The organism is Mesorhizobium sp. BR1-1-16, assembly GCF_020165495.1.
In the GTDB taxonomy this organism is placed as follows: domain Bacteria; phylum Pseudomonadota; class Alphaproteobacteria; order Rhizobiales; family Kaistiaceae; genus Kaistia.
In genome coordinates, this window is the sequence record NZ_JAIUIE010000009.1 from 41,879 (window position 1) to 62,958 (window position 21,080).

Genomic DNA, 21,080 nt, shown 5'->3' on the forward strand with positions numbered 1-21,080 from the left:
CGAGGCGGCTGGCCGGGTCTTAGGACCGATCTCAGTTCAGCGTGTTCTTCGCGAAACAGCCCCGCGCCATGATGGCCGGCATATGAGCGCCGTCGCCGGCAAGGCAGGTGATATCCGCGTAGGGGTCACCGTCGACAACCAGAAGGTCGGCGAAGGCACCCGGTGCGATCACACCGACATCACCCTCCATCCGGCAGAGCTTCGCGCCGACCAGCGTCGCCGAGCGGATGATCTCGGCATTGGGCAGGACACGGGCGAGGATCTCGAACTCCATCGTGTGATACTTCTGGAGCTCGCCAAGCAGGTCGGAACCGAACGCCATCGGCAGCCCGGCCGCCTGCATGATCGCGAGTGACTGAAGCCCGGCCGACCGCACGGTCTCGATCTTCGCCGCCGCCTCGGGACCAAGCCCGAACTTCTCTCCTTCAAGCGCCAGTCCCTCATAGGCGACAAGCGTCGGAACGGCGATGCAGCCCGCCTCAGCGGCGATCGCCGCAGTCTCAGGCTGGATCAGATTGCAGTGCTCGAGCGAGGTAACGCCGCATTCGACGACACGGCGGATCGCCTTGTCGGTATAGACATGCGCCGAGACATAAGTGCCGGCGTTTTCCGCTTCCTCGACGATGGCGCGGATCTCATCGCGCGAGTATTGCAGCGAGTGAATCGGGTCGGTCGGCGAGGCCACACCGCCATTCGCCATGATCTTGATGAACTTGGCGCCCTTGCGCAGTTCTTCGCGCGCAGCGAGACGCACGTTGTCCACGCCGTCCACGATGCGCCCGAGATTGCCGAGCCTCTCCTCCATCATCGAGGTGCGATCATCGAGGCGCGGCCGCTGGTCGGCGTGCCCGCCGCTCATCGTGAGGCCCTTGCCGCAGATGACGAGCCTCGGCCCCGCGACGAGACCCTGCTCGATGGCCATCACCAGGCCGAGATCGGCGCCGCAGCAATCCCGCACCGTGGTGAAGCCACGCTGCAGGATCGTTTCCATGATCTTGCCGGCCTTGAGCGCCGTCAGCGACGACGGCTGTAGCGTATTGGCCGCGCCGTCGACCGTGGTCGAGACGACATGCAGGTGGCAGTCGATGAGGCCCGGCATGAGTGTCCGGCCAGCGAGATCGATACGGGTGGCCGAAGCCGCCTTGATCGGCGCCTCCGACACTTCGACGATGCGGCCGCCATCGACCAGCACCTCGAAGCCTTCCAGCAGCGCATCCTGCGCGGGATCGAGCAGGCGCCCGCCAGTGAAGAGATAGGCGCTCATCCGGCGGCCTCCGCGCTGTAGCCATAAATCTCGGCGGCGCGCTCGGCCGTCAGATAGCCATTTTTGAGATCATCGGCGATCGCAGCCGCATCACGCTCAGCCGGATTGCCAAAGCCGCCGCCATTTCCGGTCACGACCTTCACGATATCGTCGGTATTCAGCGGAATGTCGGTACCGAAGGAATAGCGCTCCGGCGCCTTGCCGGGACGAAGCACCTCGACATAATTCGGCGAACCGTCGAGACCGCCATCGACGCCCCAGGGCGGCATGCGCGAGCGGGTATAGCCAATCGAGAGGAAGTTGTTGTCGGCGCGGACACGGTAGTGGACATTGATGCCCTTGCCGCCACGCCAGGCCCCCTCGCCGCCCGCCTCCGGGTTAAGCGCCATCTGGTCGACCGCGAGGCCGTAGCGGGCCTCGGCGACCTCGGCCGGGCAGTTGAACGTGTCACCATGGAAGCCGGAGAAGATGGCGCTGTTGCCGTCATGGCCACGCCAGGCGCCCCAGCCGCCAAGCTGTGGCTCGACGATCGTGTAGTGACGGCCGTGATCGGGATGCGGCCCGCCGACGACAGTGCCGCAGATCGACGCGAAATTACCGGCCGGAACAAGACCCGGCAGATGCGGCGCCAGGCAGCGGAGGATCAGGTCGAACAGACGGATCTCGACCTCGGAGTAGTAGCCAAGCGCGCCCGGCTCCACGACGTGGAAGATCGTGCCCGGCTTCGTGACGACGCGCAGCGGCTTGAAGAAACCGCCATTGCCCGGCGCCTGCGTATCCGTCACCGCCTTGAAGGCAAGCTGCGCTGAGATCTCGACGCCCTCGCGGCTCGAATTCTTGGAGCCCGACTGCTTCGGATTGTCGGTCAGATCGATGACGAATTCATCGTCCGTGATCTCGACCGTCACCTTGTGAATGGCCCCGTCGTCCTGCTCTTCCGTGAAATGGAAGATGCCCTTCGGCAGCGTCTTCAGGGCAGCACGGGCGCGGCGCTCGCCGAGCTCCATGAAGTCGGCCAGCGCCGCCTCGAAGGTCTCGGTGCCGTATTTTTCGACGAGTTCGAGAATGCGTCGCTCGCCGATCCGCGCACCGGCAATGCCGGCCCAGAGATCGCCCCGCAGATAATCCGGCAGGCGCGAATTTACATAGAGGATGTCGAACACGGCCTCGTTCGGAACGCCGGCATTGACCAGCTTCACCGCGGGAATGCGAACGCCCTCCTGGAAGATAGAGGTGGCATCTGAAGACATCGACCCCGGCACCATGCCGCCGACATCGTTCCAATGCGCGATATTCGCGGTCCAGGCGACAATCCGGCCTTCCGAGAAGACCGGCATCGCAAGGATCATGTCGTTCAAATGCGTGACGCCGCCCCAATAGGGATCGTTGGAGGCGAAGAGATCGCCGGGCGCAATCGTCTCGGCGGGATGCTTTTCAAGGATGCGCTTCACCGCCTTGTCGAGCACGCCGACAAAGGCCGGGATGCCGGCACCCGACGAGGCGATTTCGCCCTTTGCGTCGCAGATGCCGGTGCCCATATCGAGCACCTCATAGATGATGGCGCTCATCGAGGTCTTGCGCTGCGCCGCGAACATCTCGTCCGCCACGGCCTCCAGCGCGTTCTGAATGATATCGAGGGTAACAGGGTCGAAGGTTTTGTCGCTCATCGGTTCAGCCCCTGATCTCGATATGGGTGTTGCCGAAATCATCGATCGAAACGCGATTGCCGGGATGGACGATGATGGTCGTGCCCGGATCCTCGATCACGGCCGGGCCGTTGAAGGCCATGCCCGGCTCCAGCTTCTCGGCATTGTAAATCACTGCCTCGTGCAAGCCTTCGGTCGCATAATCGACCTGGCGATGGCCCTTCACGGCGTCCTCGAGTTTCGCGCCGGTCTTCGGCAGTGCGACGATCTCGAGCTTGCCGACTTCGGCCGAGGCGATGAGATGGAGGCCGACGATCTCGACCGGCGCCTTGAGCCGATAGGTATATTCGCGCTCGTAGATCGCGTGGAACTGCTCAACCATCGTGGCGAGCTTCGCCTCATCGACGGGACCCGGTTCGATCGGCACCTCGACCGAATGCTCCTGGTTCTGGTAGCGGCATTTCACCATCGGCCGGAAGGTGATCTTGTCGGCGGCAACATCTTCCTCGCCGAATTGGGCGGTGGCATGGGCGCAGGCTTCGCGCACAAGCGCATCAAGCGCCGCGGTGTCGGTCTCGTCCATCAGACGCGTCAGGAAATAGTCGCGGCGAAGGTCGGACATCATCATGCCCCAGGCCGAGAACACCGGCGCACCACGCGGCACGACGACTTTCCGCACGCCCAGTTCCTGCCCGAGCGCCACGCCATGCATCGCGCCGCCGCCGCCGAAGACGACAAGCGTGAAATCGCGCGGGTCATGGCCACGATTGAGCGACACCAGCTTCAGAGCGTTGACCATGTTGGAATTGGCGATGCGGACGATGCCGCGCGCGGCCTCCTCGATCGAGACGCCGAGCGCCTCGGCGAGCGGCGTCATGGCGGCGGTGACGGAGGCCATGTCGGCGATCACCTCGCCGCCGCAGAAATAGTCGCGGTTGATGCGGCCGAGCACGAGATTGGCGTCGGTCGTCGTCGGCTTGGTGCCGCCGCGGCCATAGGCGGCCGGACCGGGCGAAGCGCCGGCTGACTGCGGTCCGACATGCAGCTTGCCGAACTCATCGACCCGCGCGATCGAACCGCCGCCATTGCCGATCTCGACCAGATCGACCACCGGGACCATGATCGGATAGCCGGCCGATTTGCGGCTGCGCTCGATCCAGTAATCGGTCTTGATGCGGACCTGGCCGTTCTCGATCAGCGAGCATTTCGCCGTGGTGCCGCCGATATCGAGCGCCAGCACATTCGGCTCGCCGATGATGCGGCCAAGCTCCGCCGCGCCCCAGAAGCCGGAAGCCGGGCCCGATTCCACCATGGTGATCGGGATCGCCTTCGTCGAGCGCAGCGAGTCGACGCCGCAGTTCGACTGCATGATGTAGAGGCGGCCACCATAATTCGCCGAGGCGAGCCCTTCCTCGATGCGGGTGAGATAGCGCTCTGCCACAGGCTGGACATAGGCCGAGAGGACAGCCGTGTTGGTCCGCTCGTATTCGCGCCATTCGCGCGTGATCTGGTGGGAGGCGACGACCGAGACTTCCGGCCAGAGACGGCGGATCTCGGCGGAGACGGCGAGTTCATGCACCGGATTGGCGTATGAATGCAGCAGGCAGACCGCGACCGCCTCGACGCCCTCGGCGCGGAATCCATCGAGGATCTCCGGCAGGACTGAGAGATCGAGCGGCGTCTTTTCCTCCCCGCGATAGCTGATGCGTCCCGGCACTTCGCGGCGAAGATAGCGCGGCACGAAGGGCGTCGGCTTCTCATACATGAGATTGAAGAAGTCCGGCCGGTTGCCGCGCGCGATCTCCAGCACGTCGCGGAAGCCCTCGGTCGTGATCAGCGCCGTCCTGGCGCCCTTGCGCTCGGTCAGCGCGTTGATCACGACGGTGGTGCCATGGGCGAAGAAATCGACCGAGGCGATGTCGACATCGCCCTTTTTGAGCACGTTGAGCACGCCAGCCTCGAAATTCGGCGGCGTCGTGTCGGATTTCGCGGTGCGGATGGTCTGCTTGCCGGTCGCGGTATCGGTCTCGAAATAGACGAGGTCGGTGAATGTGCCGCCGACATCCGTCGCTACGCGGAGAGTGGTCTCTGCCATGCTCGTGCTTCCGTTCGTGGAATTCAGGCCGCGCCAGCGGCGTCGCGCGCCGCGGCCTTGTCCGCCGCCATGAAGGCGATGGCTGCAAATGGCCGAAGCTGCATCGCGATGGCCATGCGCTCGGGCGTGTAGTGGCCCTTGGCATCGAGGAGGTTCAGCGTACCGACGACATCTCCGGCTATAACCACCGGAATATTGCAGCCGCTCTCGCAGCCGAGCGACTGGATCAGCGGCCAGTCGGCAAAGACCTCGGCGATCTGCTCGATCGTGTTCGAGACATAGGGCTGCTGCTTCTCGATCACTGTCTCTGACCAGATGCCGATCGACATCGGCTTGAAGCCGCCAGTCGGATAGGCGGTCTCGTTACCGGAATAGGTGCGGCGCGCGAGACCGGCGATAGAATCATAGGTCATGGCCGTGAAGAGCTGGGTGCCGACCATCTCCTCGGTGATGCGCTGCAGCACCTCGAATGCACGCCGCGGCTGATCGGCTTCCGCGACCGCCGCCATGAACTCATCCCAATAGTCGTTGACGCTGGCCGTCATGGCATCCTGCTCCTCATTCACCTGAGAATTATCCTGTATCCAGACTGTCGACAAGCCGAAATTGCCCCTTTCCGCCTGTCTCTTGGGCAGCCGCGGCGTTTTGCACGTTCTGCCCAGGGATTGACCGTCAGGCGTGGCCAGAGGCCTTCGGGCGCGTTCCGCACCATTCCGCGATGAAGAGGGCGATCGCCTTTGTCGTCTCGATCATGCTCGCAAGGTCGGTTCGCTCGGCGGCGCTATGCGCGCCCGATCCGCGCGGCCCGTAGCAGAGCGTCGGAATGCCGTAATAGAGATCGTATTGGCGCGTATCGCTCGTCGCGGTCATGCTGAAGCGCTCCAACGGAGTGGCGAACACAGCCTCATGGACGCGTTCGAGGACAGCTTCCGCCTCGGAGCCCGGCTCGAAGACATGGCCGTCGGCCTGGAAGCCGATCCAGGTCAGTGCCGGTGGCGCATCGGCGCCGAGCCGCTCCGCACAGTCGGCAACGGTTTCCAGCACCCAGGCGCGCATATCCGGCAGCGAATCGCCCGGAAGCACAGAGAGCCGGCATTCGATTTCGCACCAGGCCGGCACCGATCCGAGCCAATCACCGCCTCGGATCTTGCCGCAGCTGAACTTCACCGGGTTCTCGATATGACCAAACCAGGGATGAGAGCGCGCGCGCTCGTTGATCCGCGCCGTGAGAGCCTGAAGCGCAGTGATGTAGTCATAGGTGGCCAGAATGGCGCTGGCGCCGGCCTGCGCCTGAAGCACATGGACGGGCTTGCCGAGAATGCGCAGGCGGAACCAGACCGAGCCGAGCTCGGCACGGATGAGCTTGTTGTCCATCGATTCCGGAATGAAGCAAGCATCAGCGCGATAGCCACGCTCAAGCGTCGCCAGCGCGCCATTGCCGGTGCACTCCTCCTCGCTCACCGTTTCGACGAACACATCCGCCGCCGGCTCGAGGCCGATGGCTGCGAGCGCATCGAGAGCAAAGATCATCGAGGCCACGCCGACTTTCATGTCGGTGCTGCCGCGGCCATACATGAAGCCGTCCTTGATCACCGGCTCAAACGGGGGATGCGCCCATTGCTCCAGCGGCCCGGTCGGCACGACATCGATATGCCCCTGCAGGATCAGGCTGCGGCCGGCGGGCTCAGGCGCGCGGAAGGCGGCAACGACCTGCACCGCCTTCTCATAATCGACGTCGACGATCGCCGAGGCGCCTGGCTTGCCGGCAATCGGCACTTCGGCAATCGTGAAGCGATCGACGACCCCGCCCCGCGACGCCAGCTCGCCGGCGATGAAATCCTGGCAGGCGGCTTCCTTGCCGCGGGTCGTATCGAAGGAAACGAGCTTGGCGAGGAATGCCGTCTGCGCTGCAGCGTTCGCCTCGATAGCGCTAGAGAGAAGCGCGAGCAGCCCGGTTGTATCGGTCGTCATGTCGTTTCCAAGCCCTTTTTGTCTCTTTGAATTGGCGACGACGCCGGGCAGGCCCGACGCGCCACGACCCATTGGATGGGAAGCACCTTTACGATGCAGCGGTTCCGGTACCCGGAGCGCCGGCCCGGATTGCCTCGCGCAGTTGCGCTTCCTCGTCGGTCACAACGGGCACGGCGCCGATGAGCTGGCGCGTGTAAGCGCTTTTGGGATCGGCGAAAATGGCGTCCACGCCGCCTGTCTCGACGAGCCTGCCCTTCTGGAACACGCTGACCCGGGTCGCGATCGAACGGACGACGGCGAGATCATGCGTGATGAAGAGATAAGTAAGCCCATGCGCGAGCCGCAGCCGGTGTAGCAATTGCAACACGCGGGCCTGGACCAGCACGTCGAGGGCCGAAGTCGGCTCGTCGAGCACGATCAGCTCGGGCTCGCAGGCGAGCGCCCGCGCGATTGCGACGCGCTGGCGCTGTCCGCCCGAGAGACCGCGCGGCGAGCGGCTGGCCATATCCGCATCGAGCCCCACCTCGGCAAGCAGCGCCTCGACCCGCTGCCGACGGTCGGCGCTGACGCCGATCGCATGGACGTCGAGCGGCAGGCGGACGCTGGCGCCGACGCTGCGGCGCGGATTGAGCGCCGAGAGCGGGTTCTGCTGCACGAGCTGGATCGAACGTTTCTGCGCGTGCGAGCGGTCGCCCGGCAGCGGGACGCCATTGAACAGGATCGCGCCAGATGTCGGCAGCATCAGCCCGAGCACGAGATTGGCGATCGTCGTCTTGCCGGAGCCGCTCTCGCCGACGATCGCATGGCATTCGCCACGCTCGAAGCCGAGTGAGACATCGTCGAGCGCCGTCACACGATGGCCGTCGGCCGAGAACACCTTGCCAATTTGGTCGAGCTGGAGAATGGGCGTCGTCATGCCGAGAAGCCCTGCGGTTCGCCGCAACCTTCATGGGTGATCATGGGGCTCTCGAAATCGGGGCTGCGTTCGGGGAGATCCGGCAGGCCGCCGCCCGAGATCTTCGGGATCGCCGCGAGAAGGGCGCGCGTATAGGGGTGCAGCGGATCGCGGAAGAGCTGCGCCGTGGTGCCATGTTCGACGATACGGCCGCGATAGATGACATAGACGCGGTCGGCGAATTCCCGGACGACACCGAGATTATGCGAGATGAGCAGGACCGCTGTGCCGCGCTTCTCGGTCAGATCATGCATCAGCGCCAAAGTCTGCGCCTGCACAGTCACGTCGAGCGCCGTGCCTGGCTCGTCGGCGATCAGCAGCGCCGGGCGATTGGCGAGCGCCATGGCGATCATCACGCGCTGGTTCATGCCGCCTGAAAGCTGGAAGGCGTAGGAATCGAGCGCACGCTTCAGATCGGGAATGCTGACCTCGGCAAGTGCCGCTTCAGCGCGCGCATCCGCATCAGCGACGCTGATCCGCCGACCCCCCGAGCGCAGCACGTCGCGGAACTGGCCGCGGATGCGGAAGGTCGGGTTCAGCGCCGATGTCGGATCCTGGAAGATCATGGCGACACGATTGCCCCTGCGGCGTGCGATCTCAGGCCCGCCATCGATCGCCTCGATGCCGTCGAAGCGGATCGAGCCTGTCGCGTGAACCTTCGGGCTCTCCTGCAGGAGGCCCATCGCGAGACGCGCCGTCACCGACTTGCCGGAGCCGGATTCGCCGACCAGCGCCACCTTTTCGCCAGCGCGCACATGCAGCGAAATGCCGTGCAGCACGGCACTCTGGCTGCGCCGGCTGCCAAAGGCGAGGCGCAGATCGCGAATGGCGAGAACCGCTTCCGTCATCGATCAGCCCTCCGCCTCGAAGGCTTCCCTGAGGCCGTCACCGACGAGGTTAAAGCCGAGCACGACGAGCAGGATGGCGATGGCCGGCCAGAGCGACAGCCACCAAGCGTCGGGCATGTATTTCGCGCCATCGGCAACCATCGAGCCGAGGTCGGGCGTCGGCGGCTGCACGCCGAGGCCGAGAAAGGACAGGGACGACGCCATCAGGATGACGAAGCCGACATCGAGCGTCATCTTGGTGAGGATCGAGGGCCAGCAATTGGGCAGGATCTCGCGGAAGAGGATATGCGCGGTGGAGGCGCCGACCGTCTCGGCGGCGAGGACATAACCCTCCTGCGCCTCGGCGCGGGTGACGTTGTAGATGAGCCGCGCATACCACGGCCACCACATCGCGGTGATCGCCAGCATGCCGTTCATCAGCGTCGGCTCAAGAAAGCCCATGATTGCCATGGCGAGCACCAGCGGCGGCACGGCCAGGAACACATCGGTCAATCGCATCAGGACATAATCGGTCCATCCGCCTTTGTACCCGGCGACGAGGCCGACGATGACGCCGATCGGCGTCGCGATCGCCAGCACGACGACCGCCATGATCAGCGACAGGCGATAACCGAAAATGATGCGCGTGAAGAGATCGCGCCCCATCGTGTCGGTGCCGAGCTTGTAGGTTTCGCCGGGGCCGGTGTTCATGGCTGCGAAATCGCCGATCGGTCCGACATGGTCTGGAAATGGCGTCACATAGTCGGCAAGAGCGGCCAGCATCACGATCACAACGACGATCAGGAGCCCGCCGACGGACAGCGGATTGCCGAAATAGGCCGCCACAGCCTTGGAGCCGCCGCGCTTCGGCAGCACGGGAGAACCGGGCTCGGACATCGCTCAGCCCTTCCCTGCCGCAAGGCGGATGCGCGGATTGATGAATCCAACGAGAATGTCGACGACGATGTTCATGATCAGGAAAGCCGCGGCAATGATGAGAACCGTGCCGACGATCGCATCGAGATCCTTGCGGATGATCACCTCGACGCCATAGCGGGACAGGCCCGGCCAGCCGAACACCTTCTCGACCAGAAACGCATTGCCGAGCATCGCCGCGAATTCGAGCCCGAGAATGGTGAGTGTCGGGATGAAGGCCGGGCGGAACGCGTAGCGCGTCGCGATGCGGAACGGCTTGAAGCCGTAGGCGCGCTCCATCTCGACATAGGGCTTGTCATACACATCGATCATGTTGGCCCGCGTCAGGCGTGCGGTTTGGCCAAGGCCCGACATGGCCAGCGCCAGCGCGGGCAGAATGAGGTGATGCAGCGCGTCGAAGAAGGTCGAGACATTGCCGGTTGCGAGGCTGTCGATCAGGTAGAAGCCCGTCGGCCCCTGTGGCACTGGCGTCGTTTCAAGCAGCCGCCCCTCGATCGGGAAGATCGGCCAGAAATAACCGAAGAAGAGCTGCAGGATGACGCCCCAGACGAACGCCGGCGTGCAGACGCCGATGAGCGCGATCAGCCGGCCGAGATGATCGGGCACACGGCCGCGAAAATGCGCCGACATGATGCCGAGCGGCAGGCCGATCAGAACCATGATGATCGCCGACACGACGACGAGTTCCAGCGTCGCCGGCAGGAACTGTGCGATATCGGTCGTGACGGGACGATTGGTGTAGAGCGACCTGCCGAGATCGCCGCGCGACAGCGCCTTCAGAAACTCGAAATACTGCACCGGCAGGGACGCATCGAGATGGCGTTCAAACCGGAGCGCAGCGACCTGCTCGGCGGTGGCGTTCGGCCCGAGTGCGATCCGCGCGGGATCGCCCGGCATCACCCGCGCGATCGCGAAGATCAGCATGGAAATGCCGATCATGACGATGAGCGCCGCGCCGATGCGCCTCAATGTGGATTTCAGGATCATCGCGGCTCTTGCTCCGTCAGCGACCCGCCAGGCGGATAGTGGACCCGGCCCCGGCGGATATCCGCCGGGGCCGATAACCGGTGCGCCTTACTCGGCGACGCTGATATTGCGGAAGACGAGATTGAAATTGTCCAGCGTCTGCTTGGACTTGTCTTCGAGCGCCGGGATGCCGATCGCGTCGCGCACCGTGTAGACGCCCGTGAACTCATAGGCGTTGATATCGGGCGCGAGGTCGCGGAGCACCGTGTTGAGTTCCTTGTAGATCGCCTCGCGCTTCGCCTCGTCGGGTTCGCTGCGGCCAGCCTCGAGCAGTTCATCGACCTTGGCATCCTTGAGATGCTCGGCGGACATCCAGGTCGGCGGAACCTTGGACGAGAACATGTTGTAGAGCAGCGAATCCGGGTCAGGCGTCACCGCGGCGACCGCGATCTCGACGGCGTGCGGCGCCGTGTCCGGCTTGGTCACTTGTTCGGACACCAGCGCCCAGGGCGTCTTGATGACCTTCACAGGGAAGCCGAGTTGCGAGAAGCTTGCCTGCATCAAGAGCGCGATGCGCTCGCGCGCCGGCACCTCGGCGATCCAGGCGATATCGAGCGGGCTCGTCTTCGGATCATACTTGCACTGCGCGAGCTCTTCCTTGGCCTTCGCCATGTCCTGCTGGTAGTCCGGCAGGCTCTTGTCATAGCCGAGCAGGCCGCTTGGCAGCGGGCCCTTCATCGGGATGCCCTGAGCATATTTGTCGTCGATCTTCAGGATCTTCAGGGCCGTCGCATAGTCGAAGGCATAGGTCAGCGCTCGGCGGCAATGGACGTCGTCCAGGGGTGCACGGGTGGTGTTCAGCTTGATATATTCGCCGGTCGCGCCGCCGGCCTCGGATGCGAGCTTGATCCCCTTCTCGGCTGCGAGCGCACGGATGACTTCCGGCGGCAGCCAGAGATCGGCGATGTCGTGCTCGCCGCGCGACATCAGCGCGCGCACGGTCGGCGCCTCGATGCCATAGCGATAGCGGACCTTGTCGGGTGCGTTCTCGCCGAAGCCGAGGAAATAGTCCGGGAACTTGACCATAACGGTCTCGGACTGCGGGTTCTGGCTCTCGACCTTGTAGGCGCCCGAGCCGGCGTCATGGGCCGACATCCACGCATCGGCGTAATCGCCGAACTCGCCATATTTTCCGTCGACCTTGTTGGCCATGACGGTCTTGGAATCGACGATCGGCAGACGGACCAGGGCCGCCAGGAACGGCGCATAAGGCTCCGTCAGCGTGAACTTGACCGTCAGCGGATCAATGGCCTCGGCCTTCTCGACCCGGCCGGCGAAGAGGCTGGAGAAGCCCTGCCCCATCGCGATCATGCGATTGAGCGAGAAGACGACATCATCAGCCGTCAGCGAATTGCCGGAGTGAAACTTCACGCCATCCTTCAGCTTGAACGTGAAGGTCTTGCCGTCGGTGGTCCACTCGGTCGCCAGCAGGGGCTGAACGCCAGGACCGCCCGCCTTCGGGAAGACCAGCGTGTCATAGATGTTCACCGCCAGCACGGTGTCGGCATAATCCGTCGCCTTGGCCGGATCGATCTCGCCAATCGGCGATTCGTCGAGGCGCAAGATGCGCTCCGCGAAAGACGGCGTCGCCAGCCAGACCGGCGAGGCGAGGATGAAGGCCGAGGCCAATGCCCTTGCTCGAAAATTCATCGAAATTCCCCTCTGTCCCAGAAGCTGCCGCGTCGCCGCGTCCCCGACTTCGAGCCGAAGACAGCGCATCGACGCCACTCCGGATGGAAACCATAGCGAGGAAATTTATTTCGTATAGGCGAAATTTAGCGCATTGGCGCCTCGGCGATGCGCAAACGCTGCATTCTGCTTTCCGGAAGCGCTGATCCGTATCCATACCCGACGCGGCTAAAAACGAACCGAGGCGGTAAATTCCGTGTTTTCTGGCCTATTCCTGCCGTGGGCGACGCAAAACGAAGTCGCCCGAGCTGTGCGTCGATTGTGCACAATTTGTCGACATTTCTTTCTGGCGATCGATGACCAGCGGGCTTTGCCAAGGCACCGGGAATCCTGTAGTTCAAAAATGTTTCTGATAGGAATGCCTGATGGCCTCGCCTTCAAAGACTGCCCGCCCTGCAACACCCTCCGGCGTCGAGCCTGTTCCGCCCCGCGGAAGCGAGCCGATCGCAACCATCCTGCGCCGGCTTCGACGCGAAGCCGGCTTCACGCTGCAGGAACTCGGCGACCGCTGCGGCCTCGCGTCCTCGACATTGTCGAAGATCGAGAACGGCCAGATGTCTCCGACCTATGATACGATCCTGCGCGTGGCCGGGGGTCTCGGCCTCGACATGGCCGAACTGTTCACCGGCAAGGTACCGAACGATATCGGCGGCCGCAGGACCGTGACGCGCAGCGGACAGGGCGTCATTCGCAGCACCGCACAATATTCCTATGAGATGCTGGCGGCAGAGCTCTCGGGAAAGCAGTTCATCCCTCTACTCACCACGATCGACGCACGGTCGATCAGCGATTTTCCGAGCCTCGTCCGCCATTCCGGCGAAGAGTTCTTCTATGTCCTCTGCGGACAGGTGACGCTGCATACCGAGCATTACGCCCCCACTGTGCTCAATGTTGGCGACAGTTGCTATTTCGACAGCTCGATGGGTCACGCCTGTGTCTCCACGGGATCGGAGCCGGCGCAGATTCTCTGGATCTGCTCGCGCGTGGTGGCCCCGCTGACAGCCTGAGCGACCCGGCAATTGCCGCGATATCGATTTTCTGTTATCAGATAAGACATGAGTTCAGACGGACCTTTCGACCGCAGATTGCGAGGCAGGCCGCGCACAGACGCGACGCTTGTCGGCGTACGCATGGCGCCCGAGCTTCTCGGCGCGCTCGACCGATTCATCACGGAAGAGGCGCCGTCGATGTCGCGGCCCGAAGCCTTGCGGGTCGCCTTCCGTCAATGGGCCGAGAGCCGCGGCTACCTGCCTGCGCTTCCGCCCGATGAAGGCAAGCGGCCATCGGAGCTCAATGCGGGCAATGATGGCTGAGGCGGCCGCAGGGCCAGGATGTTTCAACCGGGGGTGAAGTCCAAATGCGTGTTCTTCTTCTGTCACTGGCCGTCGTCGCCAGCCTCTCAGCAATTGCCGGCTGCTCCAGCACAGGCTCGGGCAACTCGGCAGCCGCCGTCGATATGATGAACAATCCCGTCAATGCCTGCGGCTCGGACGGAAGTTCGAACATCAATGATTGCAACGGCGGCCGCCGTTGATCGAAACGGCGCCGGGTAACCGGCGCCGATTTCTGGGATCGGAGGACACAGATGAAACGGTTCGTTATCGCCGCAGCACTCGTCCTCATAGGTTCGATCCCCGCTTTCGCACAATGGGAGCCGGTGACGCCCATCGATCCGGCCCGTTTCCGCAAGCTCTCCTGCGACGAGATCGCAGTGCGGATTCAGAAGCTGAACGTGCCGATCGGCGACAACAACAGCACGATCGCCGGATTTCGCCGCAGCCCGAGCCTCGAATTTCTGCTGCTCGGTACAGGCTCGCGGAGCCCGGAATTCACTGCCATGGTTGCCAAGGCACGGGGCGAGCGCAATGCGCTGATCGCCGTTGCCGTCGAAAAGGACTGCGCAGCCAAACGTCTGGTGCCGATGCGTTGAGGCCAGCTTTACAGCCTGTGTCGCTCTCTGTCCGCCGGCGCTAGCGCCTTCTGCCCCAATCCCGTGAGCTTGAATCGACCGATGCGCGCACTCCTCCTCGTCCTCGCGATCGCTGCACCGCTTTGCGGACTTTCGGCGTGCACAGGCGCCGGCGATAATGTCGGGGCGGTGCGGGCGATGAACAATCCGCCGAACACCTGCGGCCCTGGCGGCAGCCGCAACGTCGAAGATTGCAAGGGACATCCCTGAACGGCGCCCTTCCGGCAATCCCCGCGAAACTTCCGCTCTTTTGCCGACGTTTAAGGTTTATGCCGTCACCTCTGGCAGGGAGCGGCTGTCGTTGCGCTGGGCAAGGCGATGGAAGTTTCGATCTTCTGGCGTTGGCCGGGAGATATTCGCGCCTGATGTCACGCCGCTGATCTGCTTCATCGATCAAGAAACCGGAGGTTCCGATGCGTCTCTTCTTCCTTTCGCTCGCGATGGTTGCTGGCCTTGCTGCCGTTTCCGGCTGTTCCAGCACCGGCAACAATGCCGCCGCGATCCAGGCAATGGACAACCCGCCGAATTCCTGCGGCCCCGGCGGCAGCCAGAACATCGAGGACTGCGACACCATCCGCTGATCCCGCCGCTCATCAGGGCCCGCTTGCTCAAAGGCAGCCGGCCCTGATGATCCCATGCATCGCAACATCCGATCGTCGTATCGCTGCGGCAGTTTTAGATCCGCGTGGCCTAGCCGCGATGCATTCGCTGATCTCTAAGATTTGATGAAGATAGAGCCGGATTTAGACGGTCCGATTAACCTTTTGCCGGGCCGCGGGCGCTAATCCTGCCGCATCGACAGGAGCGGAACGCCATGGGTCGCACGGCGCGGACGAAGGCGCGGGTCGACTGGGTCGACTACGCAAAAGGGTTCTGCATCATCATGGTCGTGATGATGCATTCGACGCTCGGCGTCGAGAAAGCCGCCGGCGCCGAAGGCTGGATGACGTATATCGTCGCCTTCGCCAAGCCGTTCCGCATGCCTGATTTCTTCATGATTTCCGGCCTGTTCCTCGCCCAGGTCATCAATCGCGACTGGCGCACTTATGGCGACCGCAAGATCGTCCATTTCGGTTATTTCTACGTGCTCTGGCTGGTTATTCAGTTCGCCTTCAAGGCGCCCGGCATGATCGCCGACGAGGGCGCCATGGGCGCTGTGCGGGAATTCCTGCTGGCATTCATCGATCCGTTCGGCACGCTCTGGTTCATTTTCCTGCTGCCGGTCTTCTTCGCCGTCACCAAGCTGCTGCGCGGCGTTCCGGTCTGGCTCGTCTGGCTCGCGGCAGCCGCGCTCGAGACGCTGCCAATCCAGACTGGCTGGGTGATCCCGGACGAGTTCGCGGCACGCTTCGTCTATTTCTATTCCGGCTACATCTTCGCGCCGCTGATCTTCCGCTTCGCGGCGCGCGTCATCGACCGCCCCGTCGAGGCGGCGGCAGGGCTGGCGCTCTGGGCCATACTCGAAGGCGTTGCCGTCTTCGGCGGCATTTCCGAAATGCCTATTGTCAGTCTTGGCCTCGGCCTGCTCGGGGCCGCCGCCGTCATCGCTTTCTCGGCCCTCCTCTCGAAGAACCACCGCCTCGGCTGGCTACGCTATTGCGGACAGAATTCGATCGTCATCTACCTCGCCTTCTTCCTGCCGATGGCCGCGACACGAACGCTCCTGCTCAAGACCGGGGTCATTCCCGACCTCGGCACCGTGTCGCTGATCGTCACCGCCGTCGCCGTGGTCACGCCGATCCTGTTCTTCTGGCTGGTGCGCGGCACACGCTTCCGCTTCCTGTTCGAACGTCCTGCCTGGGCAAGGCTGGAACGAAGCCCTGCGCCGTCGCTTGCGGCCGCCGAGTAGCCAATCTCGCGCCGATCTCTCATCGCCCCCCTCGCCGACTGGGCCCTGCAGCGCTAGTTCAGCGCGGATGACCCATGCCCATGCTCCCGCCCTTGTCTGGTTTCGCGACGATCTTCGCCTTGCCGACAATCCCGCGCTGACGGCCGCCATCAAAAGCGGCCGTCCGCTCGCACTCGTCTACTGCCTGGACGAGGTGAGCGATGGCATCCGTCCGCTCGGCGGCGCAACGCGCTGGTGGCTGCATCATTCGCTGGCGCGCCTCTCGGAAGCGCTGGCCGCCAAGGGCCACCGGCTGATCCTTCGTCGCGGCCAGGCCACAAAGGTGATCGAGGAGCTTGTCGACGAGGTCGGTGCCGGCGCCGTGTTCTGGAACCGTCGCTATGGCGGCGCCGAGCGCGCTATCGACGCCGCTCTCAAGGCACGGCTGAAGGAAAAGGCGATCACGGCGGAAAGCCATCAGGCCAACCTTCTGTTTGAGCCGTGGACGATAAGCACGAAGGAAGGCCAGCCGTTTCGCGTCTACACGCCATTCTGGCGCGCCTGCCTGAGCGGTCCCCCGCCGCGCCAGCCGATGCCGGCACCCGGCGACTGGCCGCCAGCAGCGGCCGAGGTCGCCTCCGATAGCCTCGATGACTGGCGGCTGCTGCCGCGCCATCCAGATTGGGCCGGCGGATTGCGTGACGCGTGGACGCCGGGCGAGGCCGGAGCGCTGGAGCGTCTCTACGAATTTCTCGGCCACGGACTGCGCCTCTATGCGGCTCGTCGCAACGAGCCGGCCATCGATGCGACGTCCCGGATCTCGCCGTATCTCCGCTTTGGCGAGATCAGCCCGTTCCAGCTCTGGCATGCCGTCGAGGCGGCGTCGCACGCCACCTCGCCCGCCCCGCCGCGACGTTCGATCGACAAGTTCCTGTCGGAGCTCGGCTGGCGCGAATTCAGCTGGTACCTGCTGTTCCACCAGCCGGACCTCGCAACACGCAACTTCCAGCCGCGCTTCGATGCCTTCCGGTGGGCACAGCCGGATGCGAGAGCGCTCGAAGCGTGGCAGCGCGGCAGGACAGGGTTTCCCATCGTCGATGCCGGCATGCGGCAGCTCTGGCAGACGGGATGGATGCACAACCGGGTCCGCATGATCACCGCCTCGTTCCTGATCAAGAACCTTTTGATCGACTGGCGGATCGGCGAGGCCTGGTTCTGGGATACGCTCGTCGACGCCGACGCCGCCAACAATCCGGCGGGCTGGCAGTGGGTAGCGGGATCAGGCGCCGACGCCGCGCCCTATTTCCGCATCTTCAATCCCGTCCGGCAGGGCGAGGAGCACGATCCGAAGGGCGATTATGTCCGCGCCTTCATCCCCGAACTCGCCGACAGCCCGGCGGCGGGGATTCATGCCACCAAGAACGGCCAGGCGCAGGGCTATCCCGAACCCATCATCGATCTTGGCGCTTCCCGCCAGCGCGCTCTGGCGGCGTTCGCGGCGCTCAGAAACACCGATCGAGGCGATGTTCCAACCGAGCCTGCCTCGACGAAATGATTTTCTCCCGTCGAGCCGGATCGCGAGGCAAAGTGCTTTGCGATGCACCGCCGCTTGCAGCATCTGTGGACGCTCGCTAGCGTTCTGGCGCCGTCATCCGAAGGACCCCATGGCCGTTTTCCCCTCCGTCATCGAAGCCATCGGCAATACGCCGCTGATCCGTCTCCGCCGCGCGTCGGAGGAAACCGGCTGCACGATTCTCGGCAAGGCCGAATTCCTCAATCCGGGCCAGTCGGTGAAGGATCGCGCCGCGCTCTACATCGTGCAGGATGCGATCGCCAAGGGACAGCTTCGTCCCGGCGGAACCATCGTCGAGGGCACGGCCGGCAATACCGGCATCGGCCTTGCGCTTGTCGCAAGCGCGCTCGGTTTCAAGACGGTCATCGTCATTCCCGACACGCAGTCGCAGGAGAAGAAGGACGCGCTGCGCCTCGCCGGCGCGACGCTGATCGAAGTGCCGGCGGTTCCCTACCGCGACCCCAACAACTATGTGCGGCTTTCCGGACGCCTTGCCATGGAACTGGCGAAGAGCGAGGAAAGCGGCGCCATATGGGCCAACCAGTTCGACAATGTCGCCAATCGCCAAGCGCATATCGACACGACCGGCCCCGAAATCTGGGAACAGACCGACGGCAAGGTCGACGGCTTCGTCGCAGCGGTCGGCTCGGGCGGGACCTTAGCGGGCGTCGGCATCGCACTGAAATCATTCAATCCGGCCATCCAGATCGCCCTCGCCGATCCCCATGGTGCCTCGCTCTACAGCTGGTACACGGACGGCGTTTTGAAGGCCGAGGGCTCGTCGATCACCGAGGGGATCGGCCAGGGCCGCATCACCGCTAATCTCGAAGGTGCGCCTGTCGACCGGGCCTACCGGATCGACGATGCCGAGGCCCTCGAGATCGTGTTTGACCTTGCCGAGCATGAAGGGCTGATCCTCGGCGGCTCGTCCGGCATCAACATTGCCGGCGCCATCCGCCTCGCCAAGGATCTCGGGCCCGGCCACACCATCGTGACGATTCTCTGCGATTACGGCACCCGTTATCAATCGAAGCTGTTCAACCCGGCCTTTCTGCGCGAGAAGGGGCTGCCGGTGCCGGCATGGCTCGAGCGTCCGGTCGATATCGCCATCCCCTACGAAGACGCTGACGCATGACAGAAACCGCCCTCCTCTTCCGCGACGACCCTTATCTCTCCACGGCCGAAGTGGCGGTGGTCGGCCTCACGGACGAGGGCGGCATCCTGCTCGACCGGACGATCTTCTATGCGACTGGTGGCGGCCAGCCCGGCGATAAGGACAAGCTCGAGCGCGCCGACGGCACGCTGATCGAGATCGACACGGCGATCTATGGCGCCTCGAAGTCGGAGATCGTACATGTGCCGGTCGCCGGCTCGGTTCTGCCCGAGATCGGCGAGAAGCTCGTCGCGCATGTCGACTGGCCGACGCGTCACCGCTACATGCGAATCCACACCGCGCTGCATCTTCTCACCGTCGCCGTGCCATTTCCGGTTTCCGGCGGCCGCATCGGCGCGGACGAGGGCCATCTCGATTTCGATATCGATGGCCCCGTGCCCGCGAAGGACGAAATCGATGCGCGCCTTGCGGCGATGATCGCGGCCGATCACCCGGTCACCACCGAATGGATCACGGATGACGAGCTCCTCGCCAATCCCGGTCTCGTCAAGACGATGAGCGTCAAGCCGCCGATGGGCAGTGGCCGCGTCCGTCTCGTGCGCATCGGTGACATCGATCTGCAGCCTTGCGGCGGTACCCATGTGCAGGCGACCGCCGAGATTGGCCCGGTCACGGTCGCCAAGATCGAAAACAAGGGCAAGCAGAACCGCCGCATCCGCATTCGCTTTGCGTGAGCTTTCCGCGAAAGGCCGTCATGACCAACGCCGCGTCCCCGTTCGTATCCCCGGCCTGGCTGGCTGACCGGCTCGGCGAGCCCGGCCTCTCCGTGGTCGATGGTTCCTGGTATCTGCCGGCCGATGCGCGTGATCCTGATGCCGAATACGCGGCCGGCCATATCCCGGGCGCTGTCCGCTTCAATATCGACAAGATCGCCGACACGACGAGCGGCCTGCCGCATATGCTGCCCTCCCCGGAAGCCTTCGCGGCGGCGGTCGGCCCGCTGGGCATATCCGAGCGGCAGACGATCATCATCTATGACGGCGCCGGCCTCTTCTCGGCGCCGCGTGTCCGCTGGACCTTCCGCGTCATGGGCGCGATCGACGTGCGCATCCTCGAAGGCGGATTGCCGGCCTGGGTCGCGGCGGGATTGCCGCTGGAAACGCATGGTCCGAAACCCGAGCCGGCGATCTTCACGGCAAAGCTCGACCGCGACGCGCTGCGGACGCTCGACGAGATGCAGGCCATCGTCGGTTCAACCTCTGCCGCGATCGTCGACGCACGGCCGGCGGCTCGCTTCCGCGGCGAGGCGCCCGAGCCCCGCCCCGGCCTCCGCTCCGGCCACATGCCGGGCAGCCGCAACGTGCCGGCGAGCGAGCTGATCGCGGAGGGCAGGCTGAAAAGCCCCGACACCGTCGCCGCGGTCTTTGCCGCGGCCGGTATCGATCCGGCCGCGCCTGTCGTCACGACCTGCGGCTCCGGCGTCACGGCCGCGATCCTTGCCCTCGGCCTCGAGACGATCGGCGCGCAACACGTCGCGCTCTATGACGGCTCCTGGGCCGAATGGGGCAGCCGTCCTGACGTTCCCGTGGCGACCGGCGCGGCAGAATGAACGGAGCCCAGATAGTTGCCGTCAGCGCGAGCCCCGTCCACGCCTTCTCGAAGGATAACCGGCCATCGATCCAGCTTCTTGCCGGGCTTGGCGTCGAGGGCGACGCGCATCAGGGCGTGACCGTCAAGCACCGTTCGCGGGTTGCCGTCGATCCGAGCCAGCCCAATCTGCGGCAGGTCCATCTCGTGCATGCCGAGCTGTTCGATGAACTGGCGGAGATGGGCTTCTCGATCGGGCCCGGCGCGATCGGCGAGAACATCACGACCTCAGGCATCGACCTGCTCGCTCTGCCGCGCGGCGCGCGCCTCCATCTCGGCGAGAGCGCCGAGATCGAAGTCACGGGACTGCGCAATCCCTGCGTCCAGCTCGACCAATATCGCAAGGGGCTGACGGCCGCCGTCCTCGGCCGGAACGCTGATGGCCAGCTGGTGCGCAAGGCCGGCATCATGGCGATCGTCATCGCCGACGGGATGGTCCAGGCGGGCGACGCCGTCACGGTCACGCTGCCGCCACTGCCTCACATTCGGCTCGAACGCGTCTAGTCGCCGAGCCGACCCTCCACCACCGATCTCGCCAAT

General features: G+C 64.4%; 21 protein-coding genes. 11 read left to right on the top strand and 10 right to left on the bottom strand.

The genetic code is table 11. The features are described 5' to 3' along the window. Positions 1-31: 31 nt before the first annotated feature. The 10 genes from LB518_RS17830 to LB518_RS17875 form a co-directional block, all read right to left on the bottom strand. Entirely contained in the window at positions 32-1,264 is a 1,233-nt protein-coding gene (locus tag LB518_RS17830; RefSeq protein WP_224579064.1) for a metal-dependent hydrolase family protein, read from the bottom strand. Next, a complete protein-coding gene (locus LB518_RS17835) occupies positions 1,261-2,931 on the bottom strand; it encodes a hydantoinase B/oxoprolinase family protein (protein WP_224579065.1) in 1,671 nt (556 codons plus the stop codon). Before LB518_RS17835 ends, LB518_RS17830 begins: the two co-directional genes overlap by 4 nt. 4 nt (positions 2,932-2,935) lie before the next feature. Further along, on the bottom strand, positions 2,936-5,005 hold the full coding sequence (locus LB518_RS17840; protein ID WP_224579066.1) for a hydantoinase/oxoprolinase family protein: 2,070 nt from the start codon (positions 5,003-5,005) through the stop codon (positions 2,936-2,938). 23 nt (positions 5,006-5,028) lie between these two features. Further along, on the bottom strand, positions 5,029-5,550 hold the full coding sequence (locus tag LB518_RS17845) for a GAF domain-containing protein (RefSeq protein ID WP_224579067.1): 522 nt from the start codon (positions 5,548-5,550) through the stop codon (positions 5,029-5,031). A gap of 127 nt (positions 5,551-5,677) precedes the next feature. Next, positions 5,678-6,976 carry an ArgE/DapE family deacylase gene (locus LB518_RS17850; RefSeq protein WP_224579068.1) on the bottom strand — a complete coding sequence of 433 codons (1,299 nt, stop codon included), beginning with the start codon at positions 6,974-6,976 and terminating at the stop codon, positions 5,678-5,680. 88 nt (positions 6,977-7,064) lie between these two features. Further along, positions 7,065-7,892, bottom strand: coding sequence for an ABC transporter ATP-binding protein (locus LB518_RS17855; protein WP_224579070.1), 828 nt, complete (start codon positions 7,890-7,892; stop codon positions 7,065-7,067). Then, positions 7,889-8,779, bottom strand: a complete 891-nt coding sequence (locus tag LB518_RS17860; RefSeq protein ID WP_224579072.1) for an ABC transporter ATP-binding protein — start codon at positions 8,777-8,779, stop codon at positions 7,889-7,891. Before LB518_RS17860 ends, LB518_RS17855 begins: the two co-directional genes overlap by 4 nt. A 3-nt stretch (positions 8,780-8,782) precedes the next feature. Then, positions 8,783-9,655 (bottom strand): ABC transporter permease, encoded by an 873-nt coding sequence (locus LB518_RS17865; RefSeq protein ID WP_224579074.1) that lies wholly within the window; start codon positions 9,653-9,655, stop codon positions 8,783-8,785. A 3-nt stretch (positions 9,656-9,658) separates the two neighbouring features. Next, positions 9,659-10,681: an ABC transporter permease gene (locus tag LB518_RS17870; RefSeq protein ID WP_224579076.1), complete on the bottom strand. Its 1,023-nt coding sequence runs from the start codon at positions 10,679-10,681 to the stop codon at positions 9,659-9,661. Positions 10,682-10,768: 87 nt separating this feature from the next. After that, on the bottom strand, positions 10,769-12,370 hold the full coding sequence (locus LB518_RS17875; RefSeq protein ID WP_224579078.1) for an ABC transporter substrate-binding protein: 1,602 nt from the start codon (positions 12,368-12,370) through the stop codon (positions 10,769-10,771). A 404-nt stretch (positions 12,371-12,774) separates the two neighbouring features. Here LB518_RS17875 and LB518_RS17880 point away from each other — a divergent pair, with 404 nt between their 5' ends. The 11 genes from LB518_RS17880 (at position 12,775) to LB518_RS17930 (ending at position 21,044) form a co-directional block, all read left to right on the top strand. Beyond that, a complete protein-coding gene (locus LB518_RS17880) occupies positions 12,775-13,416 on the top strand; it encodes a helix-turn-helix domain-containing protein (protein ID WP_224579080.1) in 642 nt (213 codons plus the stop codon). 123 nt (positions 13,417-13,539) lie between these two features. Beyond that, complete coding sequence (locus tag LB518_RS17885) at positions 13,540-13,722, top strand: hypothetical protein (RefSeq protein ID WP_224579082.1); 183 nt, start codon at positions 13,540-13,542, stop codon at positions 13,720-13,722. Positions 13,723-13,766: 44 nt separating this feature from the next. Next, positions 13,767-13,943, top strand: a complete 177-nt coding sequence (locus tag LB518_RS17890) for a hypothetical protein (RefSeq protein WP_224579084.1) — start codon at positions 13,767-13,769, stop codon at positions 13,941-13,943. A gap of 51 nt (positions 13,944-13,994) precedes the next feature. Next, entirely contained in the window at positions 13,995-14,339 is a 345-nt protein-coding gene (locus LB518_RS17895; protein WP_224579086.1) for a hypothetical protein, read from the top strand. Positions 14,340-14,791: 452 nt separating this feature from the next. Next, positions 14,792-14,959, top strand: a complete 168-nt coding sequence (locus tag LB518_RS17900; protein WP_224579088.1) for a hypothetical protein — start codon at positions 14,792-14,794, stop codon at positions 14,957-14,959. 233 nt (positions 14,960-15,192) lie between these two features. Next, complete coding sequence (locus LB518_RS17905) at positions 15,193-16,227, top strand: acyltransferase family protein (protein WP_224579090.1); 1,035 nt, start codon at positions 15,193-15,195, stop codon at positions 16,225-16,227. A gap of 67 nt (positions 16,228-16,294) precedes the next feature. Continuing rightward, positions 16,295-17,761: a cryptochrome/photolyase family protein gene (locus tag LB518_RS17910; protein ID WP_224579091.1), complete on the top strand. Its 1,467-nt coding sequence runs from the start codon at positions 16,295-16,297 to the stop codon at positions 17,759-17,761. Between the two features lie 109 nt (positions 17,762-17,870). Next, positions 17,871-18,914 carry a cysteine synthase A gene (locus tag LB518_RS17915; protein WP_224579093.1) on the top strand — a complete coding sequence of 348 codons (1,044 nt, stop codon included), beginning with the start codon at positions 17,871-17,873 and terminating at the stop codon, positions 18,912-18,914. Next, positions 18,911-19,627: an alanyl-tRNA editing protein gene (locus LB518_RS17920; protein WP_224579095.1), complete on the top strand. Its 717-nt coding sequence runs from the start codon at positions 18,911-18,913 to the stop codon at positions 19,625-19,627. Before LB518_RS17915 ends, LB518_RS17920 begins: the two co-directional genes overlap by 4 nt. 20 nt (positions 19,628-19,647) lie before the next feature. Beyond that, a complete protein-coding gene (sseA, locus tag LB518_RS17925) occupies positions 19,648-20,502 on the top strand; it encodes a 3-mercaptopyruvate sulfurtransferase (RefSeq protein WP_224579097.1) in 855 nt (284 codons plus the stop codon). Continuing rightward, positions 20,499-21,044 carry an MOSC domain-containing protein gene (locus LB518_RS17930; RefSeq protein WP_224579099.1) on the top strand — a complete coding sequence of 182 codons (546 nt, stop codon included), beginning with the start codon at positions 20,499-20,501 and terminating at the stop codon, positions 21,042-21,044. Before sseA ends, LB518_RS17930 begins: the two co-directional genes overlap by 4 nt. The last annotated feature ends 36 nt before the right edge of the window (positions 21,045-21,080 follow it).

What these genes read in the sequence shown, in the direction of transcription:
- LB518_RS17860 (WP_224579072.1), bottom strand. Translation starts at nt 8,779, where the DNA reads ATGACGGAAGCGGTTCTCGCCATTCGCGATCTGCGCCTCGCCTTTGGC.
- LB518_RS17885 (WP_224579082.1), top strand. Translation starts at nt 13,540, where the DNA reads ATGGCGCCCGAGCTTCTCGGCGCGCTCGACCGATTCATCACGGAAGAG.
- LB518_RS17870 (WP_224579076.1), bottom strand. Translation starts at nt 10,681, where the DNA reads ATGATCCTGAAATCCACATTGAGGCGCATCGGCGCGGCGCTCATCGTC.
- LB518_RS17920 (WP_224579095.1), top strand. Translation starts at nt 18,911, where the DNA reads ATGACAGAAACCGCCCTCCTCTTCCGCGACGACCCTTATCTCTCCACG.
- LB518_RS17835 (WP_224579065.1), bottom strand. Translation starts at nt 2,931, where the DNA reads ATGAGCGACAAAACCTTCGACCCTGTTACCCTCGATATCATTCAGAAC.
- LB518_RS17900 (WP_224579088.1), top strand. Translation starts at nt 14,792, where the DNA reads ATGCGTCTCTTCTTCCTTTCGCTCGCGATGGTTGCTGGCCTTGCTGCC.
- LB518_RS17890 (WP_224579084.1), top strand. Translation starts at nt 13,767, where the DNA reads ATGCGTGTTCTTCTTCTGTCACTGGCCGTCGTCGCCAGCCTCTCAGCA.
- LB518_RS17905 (WP_224579090.1), top strand. Translation starts at nt 15,193, where the DNA reads ATGGGTCGCACGGCGCGGACGAAGGCGCGGGTCGACTGGGTCGACTAC.
- LB518_RS17855 (WP_224579070.1), bottom strand. Translation starts at nt 7,892, where the DNA reads ATGACGACGCCCATTCTCCAGCTCGACCAAATTGGCAAGGTGTTCTCG.
- LB518_RS17850 (WP_224579068.1), bottom strand. Translation starts at nt 6,976, where the DNA reads ATGACGACCGATACAACCGGGCTGCTCGCGCTTCTCTCTAGCGCTATC.
- LB518_RS17830 (WP_224579064.1), bottom strand. Translation starts at nt 1,264, where the DNA reads ATGAGCGCCTATCTCTTCACTGGCGGGCGCCTGCTCGATCCCGCGCAG.
- LB518_RS17895 (WP_224579086.1), top strand. Translation starts at nt 13,995, where the DNA reads ATGAAACGGTTCGTTATCGCCGCAGCACTCGTCCTCATAGGTTCGATC.
- LB518_RS17840 (WP_224579066.1), bottom strand. Translation starts at nt 5,005, where the DNA reads ATGGCAGAGACCACTCTCCGCGTAGCGACGGATGTCGGCGGCACATTC.
- LB518_RS17915 (WP_224579093.1), top strand. Translation starts at nt 17,871, where the DNA reads ATGGCCGTTTTCCCCTCCGTCATCGAAGCCATCGGCAATACGCCGCTG.
- sseA (WP_224579097.1), top strand. Translation starts at nt 19,648, where the DNA reads ATGACCAACGCCGCGTCCCCGTTCGTATCCCCGGCCTGGCTGGCTGAC.
- LB518_RS17910 (WP_224579091.1), top strand. Translation starts at nt 16,295, where the DNA reads ATGACCCATGCCCATGCTCCCGCCCTTGTCTGGTTTCGCGACGATCTT.
- LB518_RS17880 (WP_224579080.1), top strand. Translation starts at nt 12,775, where the DNA reads ATGGCCTCGCCTTCAAAGACTGCCCGCCCTGCAACACCCTCCGGCGTC.
- LB518_RS17845 (WP_224579067.1), bottom strand. Translation starts at nt 5,550, where the DNA reads ATGACGGCCAGCGTCAACGACTATTGGGATGAGTTCATGGCGGCGGTC.
- LB518_RS17865 (WP_224579074.1), bottom strand. Translation starts at nt 9,655, where the DNA reads ATGTCCGAGCCCGGTTCTCCCGTGCTGCCGAAGCGCGGCGGCTCCAAG.
- LB518_RS17875 (WP_224579078.1), bottom strand. Translation starts at nt 12,370, where the DNA reads ATGAATTTTCGAGCAAGGGCATTGGCCTCGGCCTTCATCCTCGCCTCG.
- LB518_RS17930 (WP_224579099.1), top strand. Translation starts at nt 20,499, where the DNA reads ATGAACGGAGCCCAGATAGTTGCCGTCAGCGCGAGCCCCGTCCACGCC.